17 protein-coding genes are annotated in these 17,894 nt (G+C 57.8%); 12 read left to right on the top strand and 5 right to left on the bottom strand.

Features of this window, described 5'->3' with window-relative positions:
- Positions 1-113: 113 nt before the first annotated feature.
- The 4 genes from ACRTGH_RS08635 to ACRTGH_RS08650 are packed head-to-tail and all read right to left on the bottom strand — an operon-like array spanning position 114 to position 5,903.
- Complete coding sequence (locus ACRTGH_RS08635) at positions 114-1,877, bottom strand: ATP-binding cassette domain-containing protein (protein WP_368846295.1); 1,764 nt, start codon at positions 1,875-1,877, stop codon at positions 114-116.
- On the bottom strand, positions 1,874-3,526 hold the full coding sequence (gene cydD, locus ACRTGH_RS08640; RefSeq protein ID WP_368846294.1) for a thiol reductant ABC exporter subunit CydD: 1,653 nt from the start codon (positions 3,524-3,526) through the stop codon (positions 1,874-1,876). The genes ACRTGH_RS08635 and cydD overlap by 4 nt, the downstream gene beginning before the upstream one ends.
- Before the next feature lie 2 nt (positions 3,527-3,528).
- The gene (gene cydB, locus ACRTGH_RS08645) at positions 3,529-4,539 is read right to left on the bottom strand and encodes a cytochrome d ubiquinol oxidase subunit II (protein WP_368846293.1); all 1,011 of its coding nucleotides are present in this window, start codon (positions 4,537-4,539) and stop codon (positions 3,529-3,531) included.
- On the bottom strand, positions 4,539-5,903 hold the full coding sequence (locus ACRTGH_RS08650; RefSeq protein WP_368846292.1) for a cytochrome ubiquinol oxidase subunit I: 1,365 nt from the start codon (positions 5,901-5,903) through the stop codon (positions 4,539-4,541). Before ACRTGH_RS08650 ends, cydB begins: the two co-directional genes overlap by 1 nt.
- 547 nt (positions 5,904-6,450) lie before the next feature.
- Between ACRTGH_RS08650 and ACRTGH_RS08655 the strand changes: the two genes are divergently transcribed.
- Positions 6,451-7,020 carry a hypothetical protein gene (locus ACRTGH_RS08655; protein ID WP_368846291.1) on the top strand — a complete coding sequence of 190 codons (570 nt, stop codon included), beginning with the start codon at positions 6,451-6,453 and terminating at the stop codon, positions 7,018-7,020.
- Positions 7,007-7,618 carry a hypothetical protein gene (locus ACRTGH_RS08660; protein ID WP_368846290.1) on the top strand — a complete coding sequence of 204 codons (612 nt, stop codon included), beginning with the start codon at positions 7,007-7,009 and terminating at the stop codon, positions 7,616-7,618. The genes ACRTGH_RS08655 and ACRTGH_RS08660 overlap by 14 nt, the downstream gene beginning before the upstream one ends.
- A 283-nt stretch (positions 7,619-7,901) precedes the next feature.
- Here ACRTGH_RS08660 and ACRTGH_RS08665 read toward each other — a convergent pair whose 3' ends face one another.
- The gene (locus tag ACRTGH_RS08665; RefSeq protein WP_368846289.1) at positions 7,902-9,878 is read right to left on the bottom strand and encodes an HAD-IC family P-type ATPase; all 1,977 of its coding nucleotides are present in this window, start codon (positions 9,876-9,878) and stop codon (positions 7,902-7,904) included.
- A gap of 208 nt (positions 9,879-10,086) precedes the next feature.
- Here ACRTGH_RS08665 and ispE point away from each other — a divergent pair, with 208 nt between their 5' ends.
- From ispE to ACRTGH_RS08715, 10 genes are all read left to right on the top strand, one after another.
- Positions 10,087-10,965, top strand: coding sequence for a 4-(cytidine 5'-diphospho)-2-C-methyl-D-erythritol kinase (ispE, locus tag ACRTGH_RS08670; protein WP_368846698.1), 879 nt, complete (start codon positions 10,087-10,089; stop codon positions 10,963-10,965).
- Positions 10,966-10,974: 9 nt separating this feature from the next.
- Positions 10,975-11,739 (top strand): GntR family transcriptional regulator, encoded by a 765-nt coding sequence (locus ACRTGH_RS08675; protein WP_368846288.1) that lies wholly within the window; start codon positions 10,975-10,977, stop codon positions 11,737-11,739.
- A 28-nt stretch (positions 11,740-11,767) separates the two neighbouring features.
- Positions 11,768-13,138, top strand: a complete 1,371-nt coding sequence (gene glmU / locus ACRTGH_RS08680) for a bifunctional UDP-N-acetylglucosamine diphosphorylase/glucosamine-1-phosphate N-acetyltransferase GlmU (RefSeq protein WP_368846287.1) — start codon at positions 11,768-11,770, stop codon at positions 13,136-13,138.
- 158 nt (positions 13,139-13,296) lie between these two features.
- Positions 13,297-14,238: a ribose-phosphate diphosphokinase gene (locus ACRTGH_RS08685; RefSeq protein ID WP_368846286.1), complete on the top strand. Its 942-nt coding sequence runs from the start codon at positions 13,297-13,299 to the stop codon at positions 14,236-14,238.
- Positions 14,239-14,252: 14 nt separating this feature from the next.
- The gene (locus ACRTGH_RS08690) at positions 14,253-14,660 is read left to right on the top strand and encodes an acyl-CoA thioesterase (RefSeq protein WP_368846285.1); all 408 of its coding nucleotides are present in this window, start codon (positions 14,253-14,255) and stop codon (positions 14,658-14,660) included.
- Between the two features lie 113 nt (positions 14,661-14,773).
- Complete coding sequence (locus ACRTGH_RS08695; RefSeq protein WP_368846284.1) at positions 14,774-15,313, top strand: hypothetical protein; 540 nt, start codon at positions 14,774-14,776, stop codon at positions 15,311-15,313.
- 13 nt (positions 15,314-15,326) lie between these two features.
- The gene (locus ACRTGH_RS08700) at positions 15,327-15,986 is read left to right on the top strand and encodes a coenzyme F420-0:L-glutamate ligase (protein WP_368846283.1); all 660 of its coding nucleotides are present in this window, start codon (positions 15,327-15,329) and stop codon (positions 15,984-15,986) included.
- Between the two features lie 77 nt (positions 15,987-16,063).
- Entirely contained in the window at positions 16,064-16,810 is a 747-nt protein-coding gene (rph, locus tag ACRTGH_RS08705; RefSeq protein WP_368846282.1) for a ribonuclease PH, read from the top strand.
- Positions 16,807-17,397, top strand: coding sequence for an RdgB/HAM1 family non-canonical purine NTP pyrophosphatase (rdgB, locus tag ACRTGH_RS08710; protein ID WP_368846281.1), 591 nt, complete (start codon positions 16,807-16,809; stop codon positions 17,395-17,397). Before rph ends, rdgB begins: the two co-directional genes overlap by 4 nt.
- Positions 17,394-17,876 carry a metallophosphoesterase gene (locus ACRTGH_RS08715; protein ID WP_368846280.1) on the top strand — a complete coding sequence of 161 codons (483 nt, stop codon included), beginning with the start codon at positions 17,394-17,396 and terminating at the stop codon, positions 17,874-17,876. The genes rdgB and ACRTGH_RS08715 overlap by 4 nt, the downstream gene beginning before the upstream one ends.
- The last annotated feature ends 18 nt before the right edge of the window (positions 17,877-17,894 follow it).

The raw sequence follows: 17,894 nt of genomic DNA on the forward strand, positions 1-17,894 counted from the left end.
TGAAAAATAAGCACTTTTGTAAGTATAGTATAAAGAAAAGAAATCTGCAAGTCTTTTCTGTCTAGATGTACGCGAGGGATGGACAAGATGGGATTGCCTGCGGGTTTCCTCGCTTATGTCGGGCATTCTTGCGGGGAAAGTCCTTCACAAGAAAGCTCTGTTGGGACTGTACCGAGACGCAGCTCGCGCATGCCCCGGCAGATGCGCCTGTCATGCGTGATGAGGAGCAGGCTTCGGCCGCGGAGCGCACGGCGGACGGCCTGCATGACTTTATCTGCCGTGTGCACATCGAGGCCGGCTGTAGGCTCGTCGAGGAGCACGAGGGGGGCGGGAGCAGCCAGCGCCAGGGCGAGGAGCAGTCGCTGGCGCTGGCCGCCCGAGAGGTTTGCACCGTCTGCACCAATCGATGTGTCGAGCCCCCATTCGCGGATCTCGGCAGCAAGACAGGCCGTTTCGAGCGCCTGCCAGATGGAAGCCTCGTCGGCTTCGGGGAGAAAATGTGCGAAGTTTTCGCGAACCGAGGCGGCAAAGAGGCGGATTCCCTGTGTCGAGGCGGCAAAATGAGCACGCGTTTCCTCGGGCGAGAGGGAGGCGTAGGGGCGTCCCCGGAGGAAAAAGCTGCCGCTGTCCGTTTCCCAGAGGCGCAGCAGCAGATGGAAAAGCGTGGTCTTGCCGCAGCCGCTTTCGCCGATGATGGCAAGGTGCTCGCCTTCTTCAAGAGTGAAGGAAAGATGCGAAAAAAGAGGCGGCTGTCCCTCGTAGGAAAAGGCGATGTCCTTGGCTGCAAGCAGAGAGACATTTTCTCGCCGCAAAGCAGCTGCATCCGGGGCGCTTGGCAAAGAACGCTTTTTTTCCTGTCTTGCTTTGGCATTCAGGTCCGTTTTTTCTGCTGCCATGGACCCTTTTCCGACGATGGCGCCGACTTCGGCGGGAGAGGCGAGCAGGAATCGCGCAGCTTTTCGTGTACGCGCGAGGGTGCGCATGGCTTCGGGCAGGACGTAGAATTCGGCGAAGACCGTTTGCAGTGCGAGAAGGCAGACAGCAAGGCCTATGCCTGTAAGCAGGTTTTTTTGCACGAGAGGGATGAGGAGGGCGAATAGGAGAACGAAAAGTACGGCGAGAGCGGCGCGCACGATGAGATCCTCGATCTGGCCGAGACGGGCGCGTCGTTTCCACTCCTGCATCAGGTGTGAGCCGCAGGCGGAGAGCCGCAGGCGGAAGGAACGACAACTGAGATCCGGTGCGTCCTTTTTCGCTGCGCCCTGCAAGTCTTGAAGCCCTGCAAGGCCGTCGAGCATCGTGCTGCGGCACTCGGCGGCAGCGGCTCCTTCGTCCGCATTGCCCCGGATGGTGCGGACGGAGAGCGGCAGGAGCAGGGCGAGCAGCCAGGCGAGGAGAACGAGTCCGGCTGCTGCCGGTGAAAGCGGCCAAAGAATGAGGCAGGCGAGCGCAGCGAGTGAAAGTGTGAGAAGAGGCGGAGCCAGGACGCGCAGATAGAAGTCGCGCAGGATGGAAACGCCTTCGGTGAGGTGCGCGAGGAGAGCGCCCTCGCTTGTGCCGGGCGCTTTTAGGGGCAGGAGGGTTTCAGCGAGGCGGTAGACGACGAGGCGGAGACGCGTCAGGAGACGGAATGTCGCGCGGTGCGAGAGCCAGCGGTCGAGGTAACGGAAGGCCGCGCGGAAGAGCCCCGCCGCGCGCACGAGTGTGATGGCGAGCGCGAGCGAGGACAAAGGCGGCAGAAGAGCGGCCGAGGAGATGATGTAGGCAGACGCCCCCATGAGTACGATGGCGCAGAGCGAGGAAATGAGGCTCATGGCTGCCGCCGACAGAAACGACGCCAAGGGAGCGAGGCGCAGCAAGGGGATCAGGGATTTCATTCGGCATCAGCTCCTTCCAGATCGATGATTTTATCGGCGACAGCAAATACAGCGGGACGGTGTGCCGCCATCAGGATGGTGCGGCGTCGGCGCAGCGGTTCGAGTGCAGCGAGGATTTCCTGCTCGTTTTCCTCGTCAAGTCCTGCCGTAATTTCGTCGAGAAGGAAGACGGGCGCATCCTGCCATATGGCACGGGCGAGACCGAGGCGGCGCAGCTGACCGAAGGAGAGGGAGCGACAGCCTTCCCCGAGCATGGTGTCAAGTCCTTCGGGCAGGGAGGCGGCCAGCCCTGTCAAGGCGGCGGCAGCAAGGGCGGCGCGGACGGAAGCATCGTCCGTGTCGGCGGCATCGAAATGCAGGGTGACGTTTTCCCGCAGCGTTGCACGGAAGAGATGCGGCTGCTGCGGCACATAGGAAATGCGCGTGCGCCAGGCGACCGGCTCGATGCCGTGCAGAGGCAGGCCGCCGACTTCGATCCGGCCTGCACTCGGTTCGCCGTGGCGGGCGATGAGGGCGAGCGCTGTTGATTTGCCGCAGCCGCTCGTGCCTTTGAGCACGGTCAGTTTCCCCGCCGGTGCAGAGAAAGAAATTCCCTTGAGGGCGAGAGCCTTGCGCCCGGGATAGGAAAACGAGACGTTGTCAAACCGAATGGCAGGTGGTACCTGCAGCTTTTCGAGGCGTTTGCCGCGGGAGGGGGGAGGCTCTGCCTCGAGGAAAGCGGCGATGTTTTCCGCAGCCGCCGAGGCGCTGACGCCTGCATGGAAGGCAAGGCCGCTTTCGCGAAGCGGCTGATAGAATTCCGGCGCCAGGAGCAGCACGAAAAAGGCCGTGAAAAAATCAAGCTCGCCGTGGAGGAGGCGCAGGCCGACGGAGACCGCAACGATAGCGATGGAAAGCGTCGTGATGAGCTCCAGCATGAAAGCCGAGACGAAGGCCAGGCGCAGCACGGACAGGGAGGCCGCGGAAAAGCGCTCGCTGAGTTCTGCAAGGCGTGCGTACTGTGCGGCGCTCTGGCGGAAAATCTTCAGGCCTGCTATGGTGTGCAGCAGTTCGGCGAAGGCTGCGGAAAGGTGCGAGAGTTCCTGCCATTCCCTTTCGCTCGCGCTTTTTGTGGCACGCCCGATCAAGGAGAGCAGGAAGGGGGCGATGGGGAGCGTGAGGAGGAAAAGCAGCGCCGTCCATGCATCGAAACCGAGAGCGACGGCGATGAGAAGGGGGAAGGTGACAGCGCCCTCGATGACCAGGGGCAAAAGCTTGCGGCAGAAGTCGTCGATGCCGTCGACGGTCTCGAAGGCGAGTGTCAGAAGATCACCGGAGGAAGAAAGGCTGGGTGAAAGCGGTGAACGCGAGAGCATCGTTTCCCAAATGCGCTCGCGCATCTTTTGGCGCAGGGCGGCAGAAATCCCGTCGGCTTCGAGCCCCGCGAGAAAAGAGGAACCATGGCGTGCGAGCAGAAGAAAAAGCAGCGCCGCAAGAGGCGGCACTGCTTTTTCCACTTTCATGCCATGGAGAAAGACCTGATCGACAACAACGGCCATCTGCCAGGCAGCTCCGCAGGCGGCGAGTGCGCCGAGCAGCTTGCAGCCTGTAAGTCGGAGGAGCGGCCTTTTAAAAAAGCGCAGCTCTTTCAGAAAATCTTTTTTTTCCATGCTCAATAATGCCCCAAATCATCCGTTGTTACGCGCTTGCGGAAGATGTAGTAGCTCCAGATCTGATAGCCCAGGATGATGGGCACGAGGCAGCCGGCTGCAATCGTCATGATGGAGAGCGTGTAGGGGGTAGAAGAGGCATTGTAGATGGTCAGGCTGTACTCGGGCGAAAGGCTCGAGACCATGAGACGCGGGAAAAGGCCGAGGAAAAAGGCGACGACCGTCAGGGCGACGGCGAGTCCGCTGCAGACGAAACCTGCAGTCGTGGCCTTCTTGACGACGTTCGCATAGCTCGCGAGAAAAACGACGGCAGCGAGCACAAGTGCGCCGGCAGCGAAAGGATTCGCATAGAGATCCGTGTAGACATAGGTCAGAGCCATGCAGAGGACGAAGAAGATGACGGCAAGTGCGCCGGCCTTCTTGGCCACGTCCTGTACGCGCAGGATGAGGCTCTTGTCCGCAAGGCGCATCGTCAAAAAGGCTGCGCCGTGGAAGGCGAAAACAAAAACGAAAGCGAGACCGCCGACGATGGAGTAGGGAGAGAGCAGGCCGAAGAAGCCGTTCGTGTACGTCATATTCGCGTCGATGGGAAGACCGGCGATGAGGTCGGTCACGGCCACACCCCAGAGGAAGGCCGGCACGACGCTGCCGAAGGTGATACATTTATCCCAGCCGCTGCGCCATACCGCTGAATCCCTGCGTCCGCGCAGTTCGAAGGCCACGCCGCGCAGAATCAGGGCGACGAGCATCAAAAAGAGCGCGAGATAAAAGGTGCTGAACATCGTTGCGTAGAGGTGCGGGAAAGCGGCAAAGCTTGCGCCGCCCGCCGTGATCATCCAGACCTCATTGCCGTCCCAGACGGGCAGGATCGTGCGCAGAACCAACTGGCGCTCCTTGTCCGTCTTGCCGACGAAGTGGAGCAGCATACCGACGCCGTAGTCGAAGCCCTCGAGGAAGAAAAAGCCCGTGAAGAGGACAACGATCAGCGCGAACCATAAGATGTTCAAATCCATTATGCCTTACTCCTTTCCGGTGCAGGATTGTCCTTGATGTAGCGGATTGCAACCTTCAAGGCGAGAACGATGAGGATGAGATAAATCAGCGTGAACCCGAGAATCGTGAGCCAGATATCGGTCTGTGTGAGGTTAGGGGAAACAGCGTCCACCGTCTTCTGCAGGCCGACGACAATCCAGGGCTGACGTCCGGATTCCGTGACGAACCAGCCGACGGAATTCGCGATAAAGGGAAGCGGCAGGCTGAAGAGCAGCGTCCGAAGCATCCAACGGTTATCGGCAATCTTGCCCCTCAAGGCGAGCAGCCCTGCGACGGCGACGATGAGAATCATCAGGCCGCCTGCGCCGACCATGATGCGGAATGCCCAGAAAAGAGCCGTGACATTCGGCACATAGTTATCGGAGCCGTACAGCTGCACGGCTTCTTCCTGCAGCTCGCGGATGCCCTTGATCTCGCCCTCGGGCGCGTTGTAGACCATGAAGGAGAACATGGCGGGAATCGTGATCTCGAAGTCGTTCTTCATCGCGTTCTCGTTGATGACGGCAAAGACGGCAAAAGGTGCGGGATCTTCCGTTTCCCAAAGAGCCTCCATAGAAGAAAGCTTCATGGGCTGTGCATCCTTCAGGTACTGTGCGTGCATATGGCCTGCTATAGCTACGCCGAGCAGGCCGACGAGCGTATAGGCGAGGATATCCTTCATGACCCTCGAGAAGAGCGTCGCCGCAGCGCCGCCCTGGAGAATCTTGTAGGCGGAGATGGCGGCGAGCAGGATGCCTGCAGTCGACATGCCGGCGAAGAACGTATGCGTGATTTCGCCGATGACATAGTGGTTCGTGACGAGAGCGCCGAAGTCCGTCATGACAGCGCGGCCGTTCTCGATGGAGTAGCCGACCGGGTGCTGCATGAAGGAATTGGCCACGATGATCCAAAGCGCGGAGAGGTTGCCGCCGATGGCGACGAGCCACATCGTCAGACAGTGCGCCTTTTCGGAAAGCTTGTCCCAACCAAAAATCCAGATGCCGAGGAATGTGGACTCTAAGAAAAACGCCGACAGAGCCTCAAGGGCGAGCGGTGCGCCGAAGATGTCGCCCATAAAGCGCGCGTATTCCGACCAGTTCATGCCGAAGTGGAACTCCTGCACGATGCCGGTGACAACGCCCATGGCGAAGTTGATGAGGAAGACCGTGCCGAAGAAATGCAGCAGCTTGCGGCTGTCGCGCTTCCACTCCTCGTTTTTCGTCCGGACATGACAGGTTTCGAGGAGAGCCAGGAAAAATGTCAGGCCGAGTGTCAGCGGCACGAAGAGAAAATGATACGTCGAGGTAATGGCGAACTGCAACTGGGATAAGACGGCAGTGCTCATGGAATAATACCCCTTCCTTTCAAATAAGTATTTTATGTGGCCATTATAGCTTGTCGGATCTATGTCCAGCAAGCCTATATGAAATTAGCCAATCAGCCTGCGCCTTCGGCTTGGCTTCTTGGAATTTCATTATAAGCTACACGCACAAACGTCTACTTCGTAGACATTGTGCGCCGCCCTTATATGAAATTGGCCAATCAGCCTGCGCCTTTGGCTTGGCTTCTTGGAATTTCATTATAGAACATGAGAAAGCAAAAGACAAGACACATACTGTCTATCGGCAAAACGAGGCCTTTGTATAAGGGAATCCAAATTTCGCAGGATCAAGAATCCTCTGCAAACCATGAAAAATCATCTTTGACAAAATAAAACGGCAGGAGCGACGTCCATTTGGTATAATTTTAAGAAATCATACAAAAAAGCCAAGGGAGGCTTATCCTAGAGCAGCATAACGCGAAAAACTTGTAAGGGGAACGGCTTTTCAAAACGGCTGCAAAAACTTCCTGCACGGTTGTCGCCAAAACTTATGAAGGAAGGGTTGAAAGGATTGCGAAAAGACGTAGCACAATGTATAGAAGAATTCTATGGAAAACTAAATCATGGGCGGTTTATGCAGCTATGCAGAAAGAATTTGAGATTCAAAAAAGAATTTTATGATCTCTTGAACAGCAGTACTGCATATTCGGACTTGCTGGAAGACGGGACGCCTTCTGTCGTAAGAGCTTTTTGTGTAACCTTTCATGAAAAAAAGAGGGGAGATTTTCATATCCAATATGATGCGCAATTATTCATATGTAAACTCATTCCTGTTGTTGCCATTCGATATGGTTTTAATGTTATGGTACCCAAGGAAGGAAAAAAATATGCTTGTTATGAGTTGAGCGGCGTTTCATTTAAGCCATATTGCAGGGAACAACAAAATTTCCATGAAAGGGCAATAAAATATTTTTCCAAGGAAGGCTACCGTATGATTTATGATGCAGAGGCAGGGGAATATGCCGTTGGCGTCGGATGGTTCAACAGCATCGTATCAAATAAGAAATACGGTTGCGTGGGGGAGTTCCTATTTACAGATTTTCTCTATGATTGGGAGGCGCATGAAGATGCCGATGAGTGAGCCGCACCTTATGGACAACTTTGAGCGTGCGGAATTCCTGGAAAAATTGTCTGCGCACCTCATGAGGGTCTATACTGAAAGGGATGATATGCTGTATAGGCAGTTATGCAGCAGGGACTTAAATGTTGACGATACATTGCTGGCCATATTCTCGAAATGGGGCAGTTGGCAGGAAGATGTTCACGAAAGCGACTACCCATCTAAAAGTTGGCAGATCCGTTATCCTGCTGTTGAAACGAGCAGCTTCTACGCTTCGTTCCAATCCAGTCTCAGTATTTCAAAAATTTGTCCGGTATTTCGCATAGCGCATAAGTTTTCCATAAAAAATTATGATGAGAATGGTTTCGAGGATGTGATAGAGGGGCGCTGCGGCTTGGATTATGACACTGCCGAGCATATACACGCGATTTCTCTGCATATAGACGCAGAATTGTATTTGAATCAAAGAGGCTATACCAAAATACCGTCCGGGCAGGAATATATAGCTGCCTATACAGCGGAGAGCAATGAAGTCCAGTTTACAATCAAAGATCTTTTATTTACAGACAAATATCACCTTTGGAAAAAACATGTTCTACAGCACAATAAAAGCACTTAATACAGGTTTTGCACTAAACCGCTCCGTGCTCGCCGGGGTGGGGGAAACAGCACGACGAAAGCTGCCGCCGCGCAAGGTGCAAAACAGTATAAGCCGGACGCACAGCAAAATGCTGTGCGTCCGGCTTATTTTTCCTGTCGGGCTGAAAATCTGTGCCAATCTGGGGCAGGCTTCACGGAAAAGGCGCTTCTTCCTCTCTTTTGGCGAGACGGTTATTTGCCCGGCGGCAGCCGCCTGGCGATGAGGGGCAGGGAGGGCGTCGGCTTCCGTATGGCAGATCGCCTCAATAATCGAGCGTATGCGGCGTGAAGGAAAAGCTTTTGATACGCCACGGTGTGAGCCCCATGGCGATAGCGCCGAGGAGCATGGGCAGGATGGAGAGCAGGGGCAGGAAGCGCAGGTCGCCGAGATAGAAAAGCGAGGCATGCGAGAGCGCTATGGCGAGAAGGGAGCAGACGAAGGCGAGAGCCAGGCCGAGGCGTGCGCTCTTTGCCGTGCGTCTGGCGAGTGTGAGGAGCTGGGGAATGTATGCCGAATCGCCCGAGGTGATGATGATGTCGCTGTCCGAAGCTTCCTCGGTCATGGAAATCACGACATCGGCCTTGGAAAAGACTTCTTTGTCCTGGGGATCGGAGACGAGCAGAGCCACGGTATGTCCGTGCGCCTGCAGGAGCTGTACTTCCTTTGCTTTATCGGCGGGCGTCAGGTCGGAGCGCCAGACGGATACGCCAGCTTCCTTTGCGATGCGCTTCGCCGTGCTGCGGCTGTCGCCTGTCAGCATTACGACCTGCACGTTGAGCGCTTCCAGGAGGCGTATGGTGCGGCGCACATCGCGGCGGATTTCGTCGGAAAAGACGAGGATGCCCTTGCCGCTGTTTCCGGTGGCAAGGTAGACTGTGATCTTGCCTTTTGTTGCGAATTGGTCGCCTTTCGTGATGAGGGAATTGCTCACCTCGACGCCTTCCTCCTGCAGCCATTCGCGTTTGCCGATGCGCACGGGGCGGCCGTAGCTCAGGGCTTCGACCCCTTGCCCGGGAATGCTGTTTGCGGCGGAAACGCGCGCAAAACGCGCGCCGCGGCTCATCGCCGTGGAGACGAGAACGCGTGCCAGCGGGTGCGGGAGCCCGTTTTCTATGCTCGCCGCCAGTCCCAGCAGTGCGCCGTCCGAAAGCCCTTCGCCGACGATGGTCGCGAGGAAGGGACGTCCCTCGGTTATGCCGCCGCTCTTGGTGATGGCGATGGCGCTGACATGGGTGAGCGTGTCGAAAATGCCGGCGTCGGAAATGATGATTTTTTGTGCACGGCATTTGCGAAGAGCCGAGGGCAGTGTGAGAGGCGCCGCGAAAAAGAGTGCGGCGGGGCAGGCGAGAAAGAGCGTGGCAAAGAAGAGGGCAGCCAGGCTGAGGATATCAAGTTCCATGGACTGCCAGAAGGCAGCTCCGGCGATGGCGAGCAAAAAGCCGAACACGAGAAAGCGCAGGGCGGCGTTGTTCGTGACAGCGAGGAGAGGGGCGCTTGCCGCAGGTGCGGCTTTTTTTTCAGACGCGTCGATTTTCTGCGTCGGTTCGTCGTTTTCTTCATCGAGAGGGGGTTCGCCGCGCTCCTTCCGTGCCTCGGCGTCTGCCCGTCGGCGTTCTTCGGCGCGCAGCGCTTCAAGCTCCTGGTAGCGGGCTTCCGATTCCTTTTGCCTCTGTGCCTCCTCCTCGCGTTTTTGCCGTGCGGCTTCCTGCTCGAGGCGCATTTCTTCTGTTCCCTGCGGCTCTGCGCCCTCTTTTTCCAAGGGGCGCGGCTCCCGTGTGGCGAGACGCGCTTCAAGGTATTTTCCGCCGAGCGTGAACGTCAGGAGTATGCCGAGCGGTGTGAAAAGGAGCTGGTGAAAGAGGTTTACGTCTTCAAGATACATTTTTGCCATCAGGAGCAGGCTGGCTGCGACAGCCGAAAGCGCGCTGACGAGCACGAGCGAGTCGGCTGAGGGTGCGCGCAGCAGACGCCTGAGTCCGTTTTCGAGGACATTCTTGCTGGCCAGGAGCATGGCGAGCGCGAGTGCAAGCTCTGCTCCGGCGAAGGGCAGGGGCATGGAGCGCGGCGTGAGCGGCCCGAGTTCGATATTGAAGTATCCGGCGATGAGAAGGCCCGGTGAAAATGCGAATTCCAAAAGCGTGAGCAAGAGGACGATCTGCAGCGAGGCGCCCAGCGCCTTTTTTTCCTGCAGCCGCTTCTCCCTGGCGGCTGCCCGTGCTTCCCCTGTTTTTTCTTCCATAGATAAGCTCCTTCTTTCCGCAATGATTTGGGACGGTCTTTTGCTACTCTTTTGATTCGCCCCGAATGTGGTTAATTCCTACCAAATTTTGCAGAAGGCTTGCTGTAAGGTGCAAAAATTGATAGAATTTGGTGTACGAATGCTGTTTTGCAGCAGCGTGTATGCGGAATTGTTTGCGTTGGAAATGGGAAAGGACAGTGTATTTCACTTGCTGAAGCTTTTGGCGCGGGCGAAGATCAATCTGACATTGGATATCCTGGGCAAGCGTCCCGACGGCTACCATGAAGTGGAGATGGTCATGCAGTCCATCGGCCTTGCGGATGAAATCTTTTTGGAAAAAAGGGCGGCGGGCATCGCCCTGGAAACGGATCATGCGGCTCTTGCATCTGACAGGAGCAACCTCGCGTGGCGTGCAGCCGATCTCATCCTGCGTCGGACGGGATGCGCGGGCGGCGCTGCGATCCGTCTTCTGAAGCATATCCCTTTGGCTGCCGGCTTGGCGGGCGGCTCGGCCGACGCTGCCGCGGTGCTTCACGGCATCAACGAGCTTTACTCGCTGCGGCTTTCCCTGGAGGAGCTTTCTTCCCTTGCGGCCGAGATTGGCTCGGATGTGCCGTTCTGCCTTACGGGGGGCACGATGCTCGCGCGCGGCAGGGGAGAGATCCTGCAGCGGCTTGCGCCTTTGCCGGATTTCCCCGTCGTTCTGGCAAAGCCGCCGCTTTCCGTTTCAACGGCTTGGGCTTATGGCCGCTATGATGAAAAGGACGAGCCGGAGCGCCCGCGGACGCAGGAGATGCTCGCGGCTATTGCCGCAGGAAATCGCCCGGAAATTTGCCGGGAGTTGTGCAACGTGCTTGAAAGTGTTACCATAGAGGAGTACAAAGAGATTCGATGCTTGAAGGAGAGGATGCTGGCGGGCGGGGCGCTTGCGGCCATGATGTCCGGCTCGGGTCCTACGGTCTTTGCTCTCATGGGGAGCGAAGCGGCGGCACGGAATCTGGCGGCGGCCTTGCAGGAGGAAACCACGGCCGAGATTTTCTGCACGGGAACGCAGGATGCTTTCGACATCCGTGCAGGCGGAAAATAGGGAGAAGTCATGGGACAAGAAATGAAGCTGGCGCCGATTCGGCTCGACAGCTACCAGCCCTTGCGCGAGGTTGTGGCGGAGGCCTTGCGCGAAGCGATCAAGGAGGGGCTTTTGGCGCCGGGGCAGCGCCTCATGGAAATCCAGCTGGCCGAAGAACTCGGCGTGAGCCGCACGCCTGTGCGCGAGGCGATCCGAAAGCTGGAGCTCGAGGGATACGTCGTCATGATGCCGCGCCGCGGCACGTATGTCGCCAATCTTTCCATTCGCGACGTCAATGATGTGTTTGAGATCCGCACGGCACTCGATTCGCTCGCCTGCGGGCTGGCGGCGGAGCGCATCACGGAGGATGAGCTGGAGCGACTGCAGCGCCTGCTCGTCACGATTGGCGAACATATTGAAAAGGGCGATATGGAAAAAATCGTGGAAACGGACACGCGCTTTCACGATCTTTTATATCAGGCAAGCCGCAATACGCGCCTTGTCGGCATCATATCGAATCTGCGCGAGCAGCTCACGCGCTTTCGCGCGGCTTCGATGTCCTTCCCCGGAAGGCTCAAGGAAACGCTCGAGGAGCATAAGGAGCTTGTCGACGCCATTGCACAGGGAGATGTGCAGGCCGCGAAACATGCGGCCGAGGCGCATATGGAGAAGGCGGAGCAGACGCTCCTGGAGAGCATGGAAGCTGCCGGGAACGCCCGAGAAAAAGGAGAGAGGAAGGCATCTGACCCGATGAGGAGGGAGAGTGCAGGAAGGAAGCGGGATGGAAGGATTTAAAAAAGAAAGAGCAGCGGAGGAAAAGAGAATGTCGGATTTGGTAGCGGTCGTATTGGCCGCAGGCAAGGGAACGCGCATGAAGTCCGCCTTGCCGAAGGTGCTGCACAAGGTCGCCGGGAAATCCATGCTCGGACATGTGCTTGATGCGGCAAGGGAAGCCGGAGCGAAGCGCAGCATTGTCGTCGTGGGATTTGGCAGCGAGGCCGTGGAAGAGGCGATCGGCCCGGCGGCGGAATTCGTCGTACAGGAGAAGCAGCTTGGCACGGGACATGCCGTGCTGCAGACGGCGGACCTCCTGCAGGCGGAAAAGGGGACGGTTCTCGTTCTCTGCGGCGATACGCCGCTTTTGACGGGGAAGCTTCTGGAAAAGCTTGTGGATGGGCACAGGAAAGCGGCGGCAAAGGCGACGGTCCTGACGGCGGTGATGCCGGATGCGACGGGATATGGCCGCGTGATCCGCACGCCGGAGGGCGCGGTCGAGAAGATCGTCGAGCACAAGGATGCGACGGAAGAGGAACGCGCCGTAAAGGAAGTGAATTCCGGTATTTACTGCTTCGAGGCGCCCGATCTTTTTGCCGCGCTCAGGGACGTGGGCAACGATAACGCGCAAGGCGAGTATTATCTGCCCGACGTCCTCGAGATCCTGCGCGGCAAGGGCGAGAAAGTCTGGGCTGTGGCAGCGGATGATTACGAGGAGACGCTGGGCGTCAATTCGCGCACGCAGATGGCCGGGGCGGAGAAAATTCTGCGCCGCCGCAAGAACGAGGCCTTGATGGAAGCGGGCGTCACGCTGATGGATCCCGCCAGCACCTTTGTTGACGCCGATGTCGTCGTGGGACGCGACACGGTCATCTATCCTTTTACCTGGCTGGAAGGAAAGACCTCTGTCGGGGAAGGCTCCGAGATAGGCCCTTCCTCGCGGTTTCAGGATGTAAAGATCGGGGCGGGCGTCACGGCGCATTTCTGCTATGCGCATGAATGTGAGATCGCGGACGGCGTGGTCTTGGGGCCGTATGTCCACATTCGCCCTGGGACGAAGCTTTCTGCGGGCGTCAAGATCGGCAATTTCGTTGAGGTCAAGAACTCTGAAATCGGCGAAGGAACGAAGCTGCCGCACCTCTCCTATATCGGTGATGCGGACATCGGGGCGCGCGTCAACATGGGCTGCGGTACGATTACGGTCAATTACGACGGTAAGAAGAAGTTTCGCACGAAGGTGGGCGACGACGCCTTTGTCGGCTGCAACTCCAACCTCGTTGCGCCCGTGTCTGTCGGCGACGGCGTCTATATCGGCGCAGGATCGACCATCACGAAGGATGTTCCGAAGGGCGACCTGGCTATTGCACGTGCACACCAAAAGAATATTTCGGGCTGGGCCGACAAGCGCAGGCAGGACTGACGGGAGCAGCACGGATTGAAAGACGTCCTGCGCGAAGCATTTTCGGCAGTGCCGGAAATGCTTCGCGCTGGGCACCGGAGAAACAAGAATAATGGGCAATGAGCAGAAGGCCGCCGGGAAAAGGCGGTGCACTGCATGACAATGGAGGAAACCGAAAAATGACGAATCTCGATAACTTATGCATCATGACGGGCAACGCCAATCCGGAACTTGCAAAGAAGATCGCCGCCCATATCGGGGTGCCGCTTTGCGATGCATATGTTGGCCATTTCAACAACGGGGAAACGCAGGTGATGATCAGTGAGAGCATTCGCGGCAAGGATATCTTCATTATCCAGCCGACCTCTCAGCCGGTCAACGACAACCTCATGGAACTGCTCATTATGACGGATGCCTGCAAGCGGGCTTCCGCGAACAGCATTACGGCGGTTGTGCCGTACTATGCCTATGCGCGTCAGGACCGCAAGACACGCGGACGTGAGCCGATTTCCGCAAAGCTGGTGGCAAACCTTATGGAAACGGCGGGCGTCACGCGTGTCGTGACCGTTGATCTCCATGCAGGCCAGATTCAAGGTTTTTTTGATATTCCTGTCGATCATCTCGGAGCCGTTCCTGTGCTCGGAGCCTATTTGACGAAGTGCGAGCTTGAGAATGTCGTCGTCGTATCGCCTGACCTCGGCGGCGTCACGCGTGCACGCGCCCTAGCCGACCGCATGCACGCGCCGATCGCCATCATCGAGAAGCGCCGTCCGCAGCCCGGTGTGGCGGAGGTCATGAATCTCATCGGCGATGTCAAGGACAGGACGGCGGTTCTTATCGATGATATTGTCGATTCGGCAGGTTCCCTTTGCGAAGGGGCGAAGGCACTGAAATCGTTTGGTGCAAAGGATGTTTACGCCGCCTGTTCTCACGCTGTCCTGAGCGATCCGGCGATCGAGCGCATTGACGCTTCCGCCATCAAGCAGCTGATCGTGACGGATACGATCCCTCTGGGTGACAAGAAGTCGGACAAGATTGTCGTGCTCACGATGGCGGACGCCATCGGCGACGTGCTCATGACCATTCAGGAACGTCGCTCGGTCAGCCATCTGTTCTGCTGAAACGGGGTGAGGGTATGGAAGTGAGGGCGCAGCATCGCGTGAATTTCTATGATACGGACGCGATGGAGGTCGTGCACCATGCCAATTACATCCGTTGGTTCGAGATCGGCCGCGTCGAGTTCCTGCGCGCGGTCGGCATTACGCTGAACGATTTGATGGAAGCGGGCTATGTCTTTCCCATCACCGACGTCAGCGCGAAATTTGTCGCGCCCGGCCGCTTCGATGATGAGCTCGTCATCGTCACGCGCCCCACGGCGCTGACGCAGGTAAAAATGGCATTTGACTATGAGGTGCGCCGGGTGGCGGACGATGTGCTGCTCGTCCTCGGACATACGCAGAATGTCTTTACGAATCGAGAGACGGGGCGCATTGCGAAGCTGCCTGCGAAATTTTACGAGAAGCTTCAGGGAGCGCTCGCTTAGGATATGCCACAGAAAGTGTATCTCTTGAAAACTGCGCGGGGCGCAGGAAAGGCCTGTGGATAGCTGCAGGCTTTGGGGGATGCCGCAGGGGAAGCTTGGGGAGGTTCTGGAATTTGAATATAGCAGTTGGCGTTGTTTTGGCCGCACTTGTTTTTTGCGCGGCGGTAAGGCTCTATTTGTCTCATCTGGGCACGGAAGAGATCGTCGTAAAGCTCAGCGAGAGAGCGCCGTTTCAGGTAGTTCACCAGGATGAGCAGTCCTTGACGCTCGTCACGAAGCTTGAGTTTGCCAATGTCGGCAAGCAGGTCGGCACGATCATGGATTGTTTCGTGCGGCCGCTGCTGCCTTACGAGCAGTACGACGGGATCGAGGCGAAAGGACGGGCCGAACTTGAAGGGGCGCCGCGTGAGGACGATTACTTCGAGGCGGTTCTCATCGAGCATGGCGAGAGCAAGTTCATCAAGGCTTTTGTGACGCTCAGGGCGCGTAAGGGCCTGGATTTGAAGACAGCGCTTTCCCATATGGTTGATTTCCCGGCAGAGCTTATCTACCAGGAGACGGGACGTCGTCCGTGGAGCTATTCGAAGGTGACGATTCCCGTGCGTGCCGATGAAGTTGCGAAGCTTGCCGGAACGACGCTGGCGGATGATTGAGGGGGGCGGGATCATGAAGGAGAATACACCGCAGATCGTGCCTGTCCCGACACGTATCCTGACGGACAAGGACGACATCATCGACAGTGTGGAGAAGTATACGCGCGGCAAGATCGGTGAAAACGATGTGATTTCGGTTGCGGAAAGTGTCGTCGCCATTACGCAGGGGCGTATCGTGCGTCCTGAGGATTTGCAGATTTCGCGTGTCGCGCAGTTCTGCTGCCGCTTCATTCCCGACTACGGCAGTCTGGCAAGTCCGCACGGCATGCAGTCGCTGATGAACGTCGAGGGCAAGTGGCGTGTCGCCGCCGCGCTTTTCGCCGGTTTCCTCGGCAAGCTCGTGGGGCAGGGCGGTCTTTTTTACAAGTGGGGCGGCGAGCAGACGGCTTTGATTGACGACGTGACGGGAACGATGCCGCCCTTTGACAAGCATATCGTCTATGGCCCGCGCGATCCGCAGGATGTCGTCGCACGGCTCAAGGAGCGCCTCGGCTGCTTCGGAGCCGTTATCGCAGATGTCAACGATCTCAAGCGTTCGCGTATCGTTGGTGTGACGGACGGCACGAAGGGAGAGCTCGTTGCAAAGCTTCTCATTGACAATCCGTTCGGCAACGCCTCGCAAAAGACGCCGATCTGCATTATCAAGAATTTCCGGCAGTACCAGGAAGGCTGAGGGAAAAGCTGCCACGGCAAGTCCGTGGCAGCTTTTTGATGATAGATGACAATATCTTATGGAAGGGAAGGAACGGTATGCAGAGGTTTCGGGGACGCGCTGCCGATGCGCTGCGCCCGTTGAAGATCACGCGCCGTTTCCAGCGCGGCCCGGCAGGCTCCGTTCTCATCGAGATGGGGCGCACGCGCGTGATATGCGCTGCATCTGTGGAAGATCGGGTGCCGTTTTTTTTGCGCGGCTCGGGAACGGGATGGGTCAAGGCTGAGTATGCGCTTCTGCCGAGTGCGACATCGACGCGCACGCAGCGCGAGGCATGTCAGGGACGCCAATCGGGACGCACGCAGGAAATACAGCGGCTCATCGGACGCTCCCTGCGCTCTGTTATGGACCTCAGTGCGCTCGGTGAACGCACGATTTCCATCGACTGCGATGTTATTGAGGCGGACGGCGGCACGCGCACGGCATCCATTACGGGAGCCTTCGTGGCGCTTGTCGAGGCCTGCGCGAGCTTCTACGAACGCGGCAAGGTCTTTCCTGTGACGGATTTTCTCGCTGCTGTGAGCGTGGGGATTGCCCAGGATGGGGAACCGCTGCTCGACCTTTGCTATGAAGAGGACAGCCAGGCTCTCGTCGATATGAATGTCGTGATGACGGGAAGCTATGATTTCGTCGAGCTGCAGGGCACGGGGGAGGGACGCCCTTTTGCCAGAAGGGAGCTTGACACGTTGCTGGCATTGGCGGAAAAAGGCGTCGATGAATTGATTTCGCGGCAAAAGGACGTGCTCGGGGGCGAGCTTGTCTGGAAAGTGGGGCGCATAGGATGAAAAAAATCGTGGTTGCCACAAAAAACGAGGGCAAGGTGCGGGAAATTCTCGCGGCATTTCAAAAACTTCCCGTCGAGCTTCTGACGCTCAAGGATTTCGGCGATTTGCCCGAGGCGGCGGAAGATGCCGATACGTTCGAGGGAAATGCGCGCAGCAAGGCCGCTTTTTATGCGGCAAAGACAGGCATGGCCTGCTTGGCGGACGACTCGGGACTTGAGGTCGAAGTCTTGGATGGTGCGCCGGGCGTTCGGTCGGCTCGGTTTTCCGGTCGGCACGACGATGCGGCGAACAATGAAAAACTCGCGGCGGAACTGCAGGCGAAGGGGGCGGCCGAATCGGCAGCGTCTTTCCGCTGTGTGCTCGTCTTTCGTGATGCGGACGGCGAGGAACTCGTTGCGGAGGGCGCCTGCATCGGCTGTGTGCGCACGAAGCCGCGCGGTACAGGCGGCTTTGGCTACGATCCGTATTTTTATCTGGCAAGCGGCAAGACGATGGCAGAATTGACACTGGCGGAAAAGCAGGCTGTGAGCCATCGCGGTGCGGCGCTTCGCCTTATGGCGAAGGAACTTCGGGGGTATCTCACATGAAAATCGGCATAATGAGCGACAGCCATGGCGACCGGCGCGCGATTGACCGCGCCCTGGAGCGTGCAGGCAAGGTTGATTTCTGGCTCCATGCGGGCGACTGTGTGCCGGATGCGGCCTACCTCGGCCTTGTGTCGGCTAAACGCGTCGAGAATGTCGCGGGCAATACCGATTGGCCGGACGGCACGCCCGATGAAGTCGTCGTCGAGGCGGGCGGGCATCGGATCTTTTTGACGCATGGACATATCTATGGCGTGCGCTCCACCTTGGAAATGCTCGTCAAGGCGGCGAAAGAAGCGGGCGCTGATCTCGCCGTTTACGGCCACACGCATGTGGCGCAGCATGTGCCGGGCGAGGTGACCGTTCTGAACCCCGGCAGCGTCGCGCGGCCGCGCGATGAGGCACGGCCGTCTTTCATGCTCGTGGAACTCGCGGAGGGGGAAGCGGCAAAAGTGGAAATCATCCGCATGGGGAAATCCTGAAGGGTCATTTGCAGGGGA

Origin of the sequence: Selenomonas oralis (assembly GCF_051603425.1) — a bacterium.
Taxonomy (GTDB): Bacteria; Bacillota; Negativicutes; order Selenomonadales; family Selenomonadaceae; genus Selenomonas; species Selenomonas sputigena_A.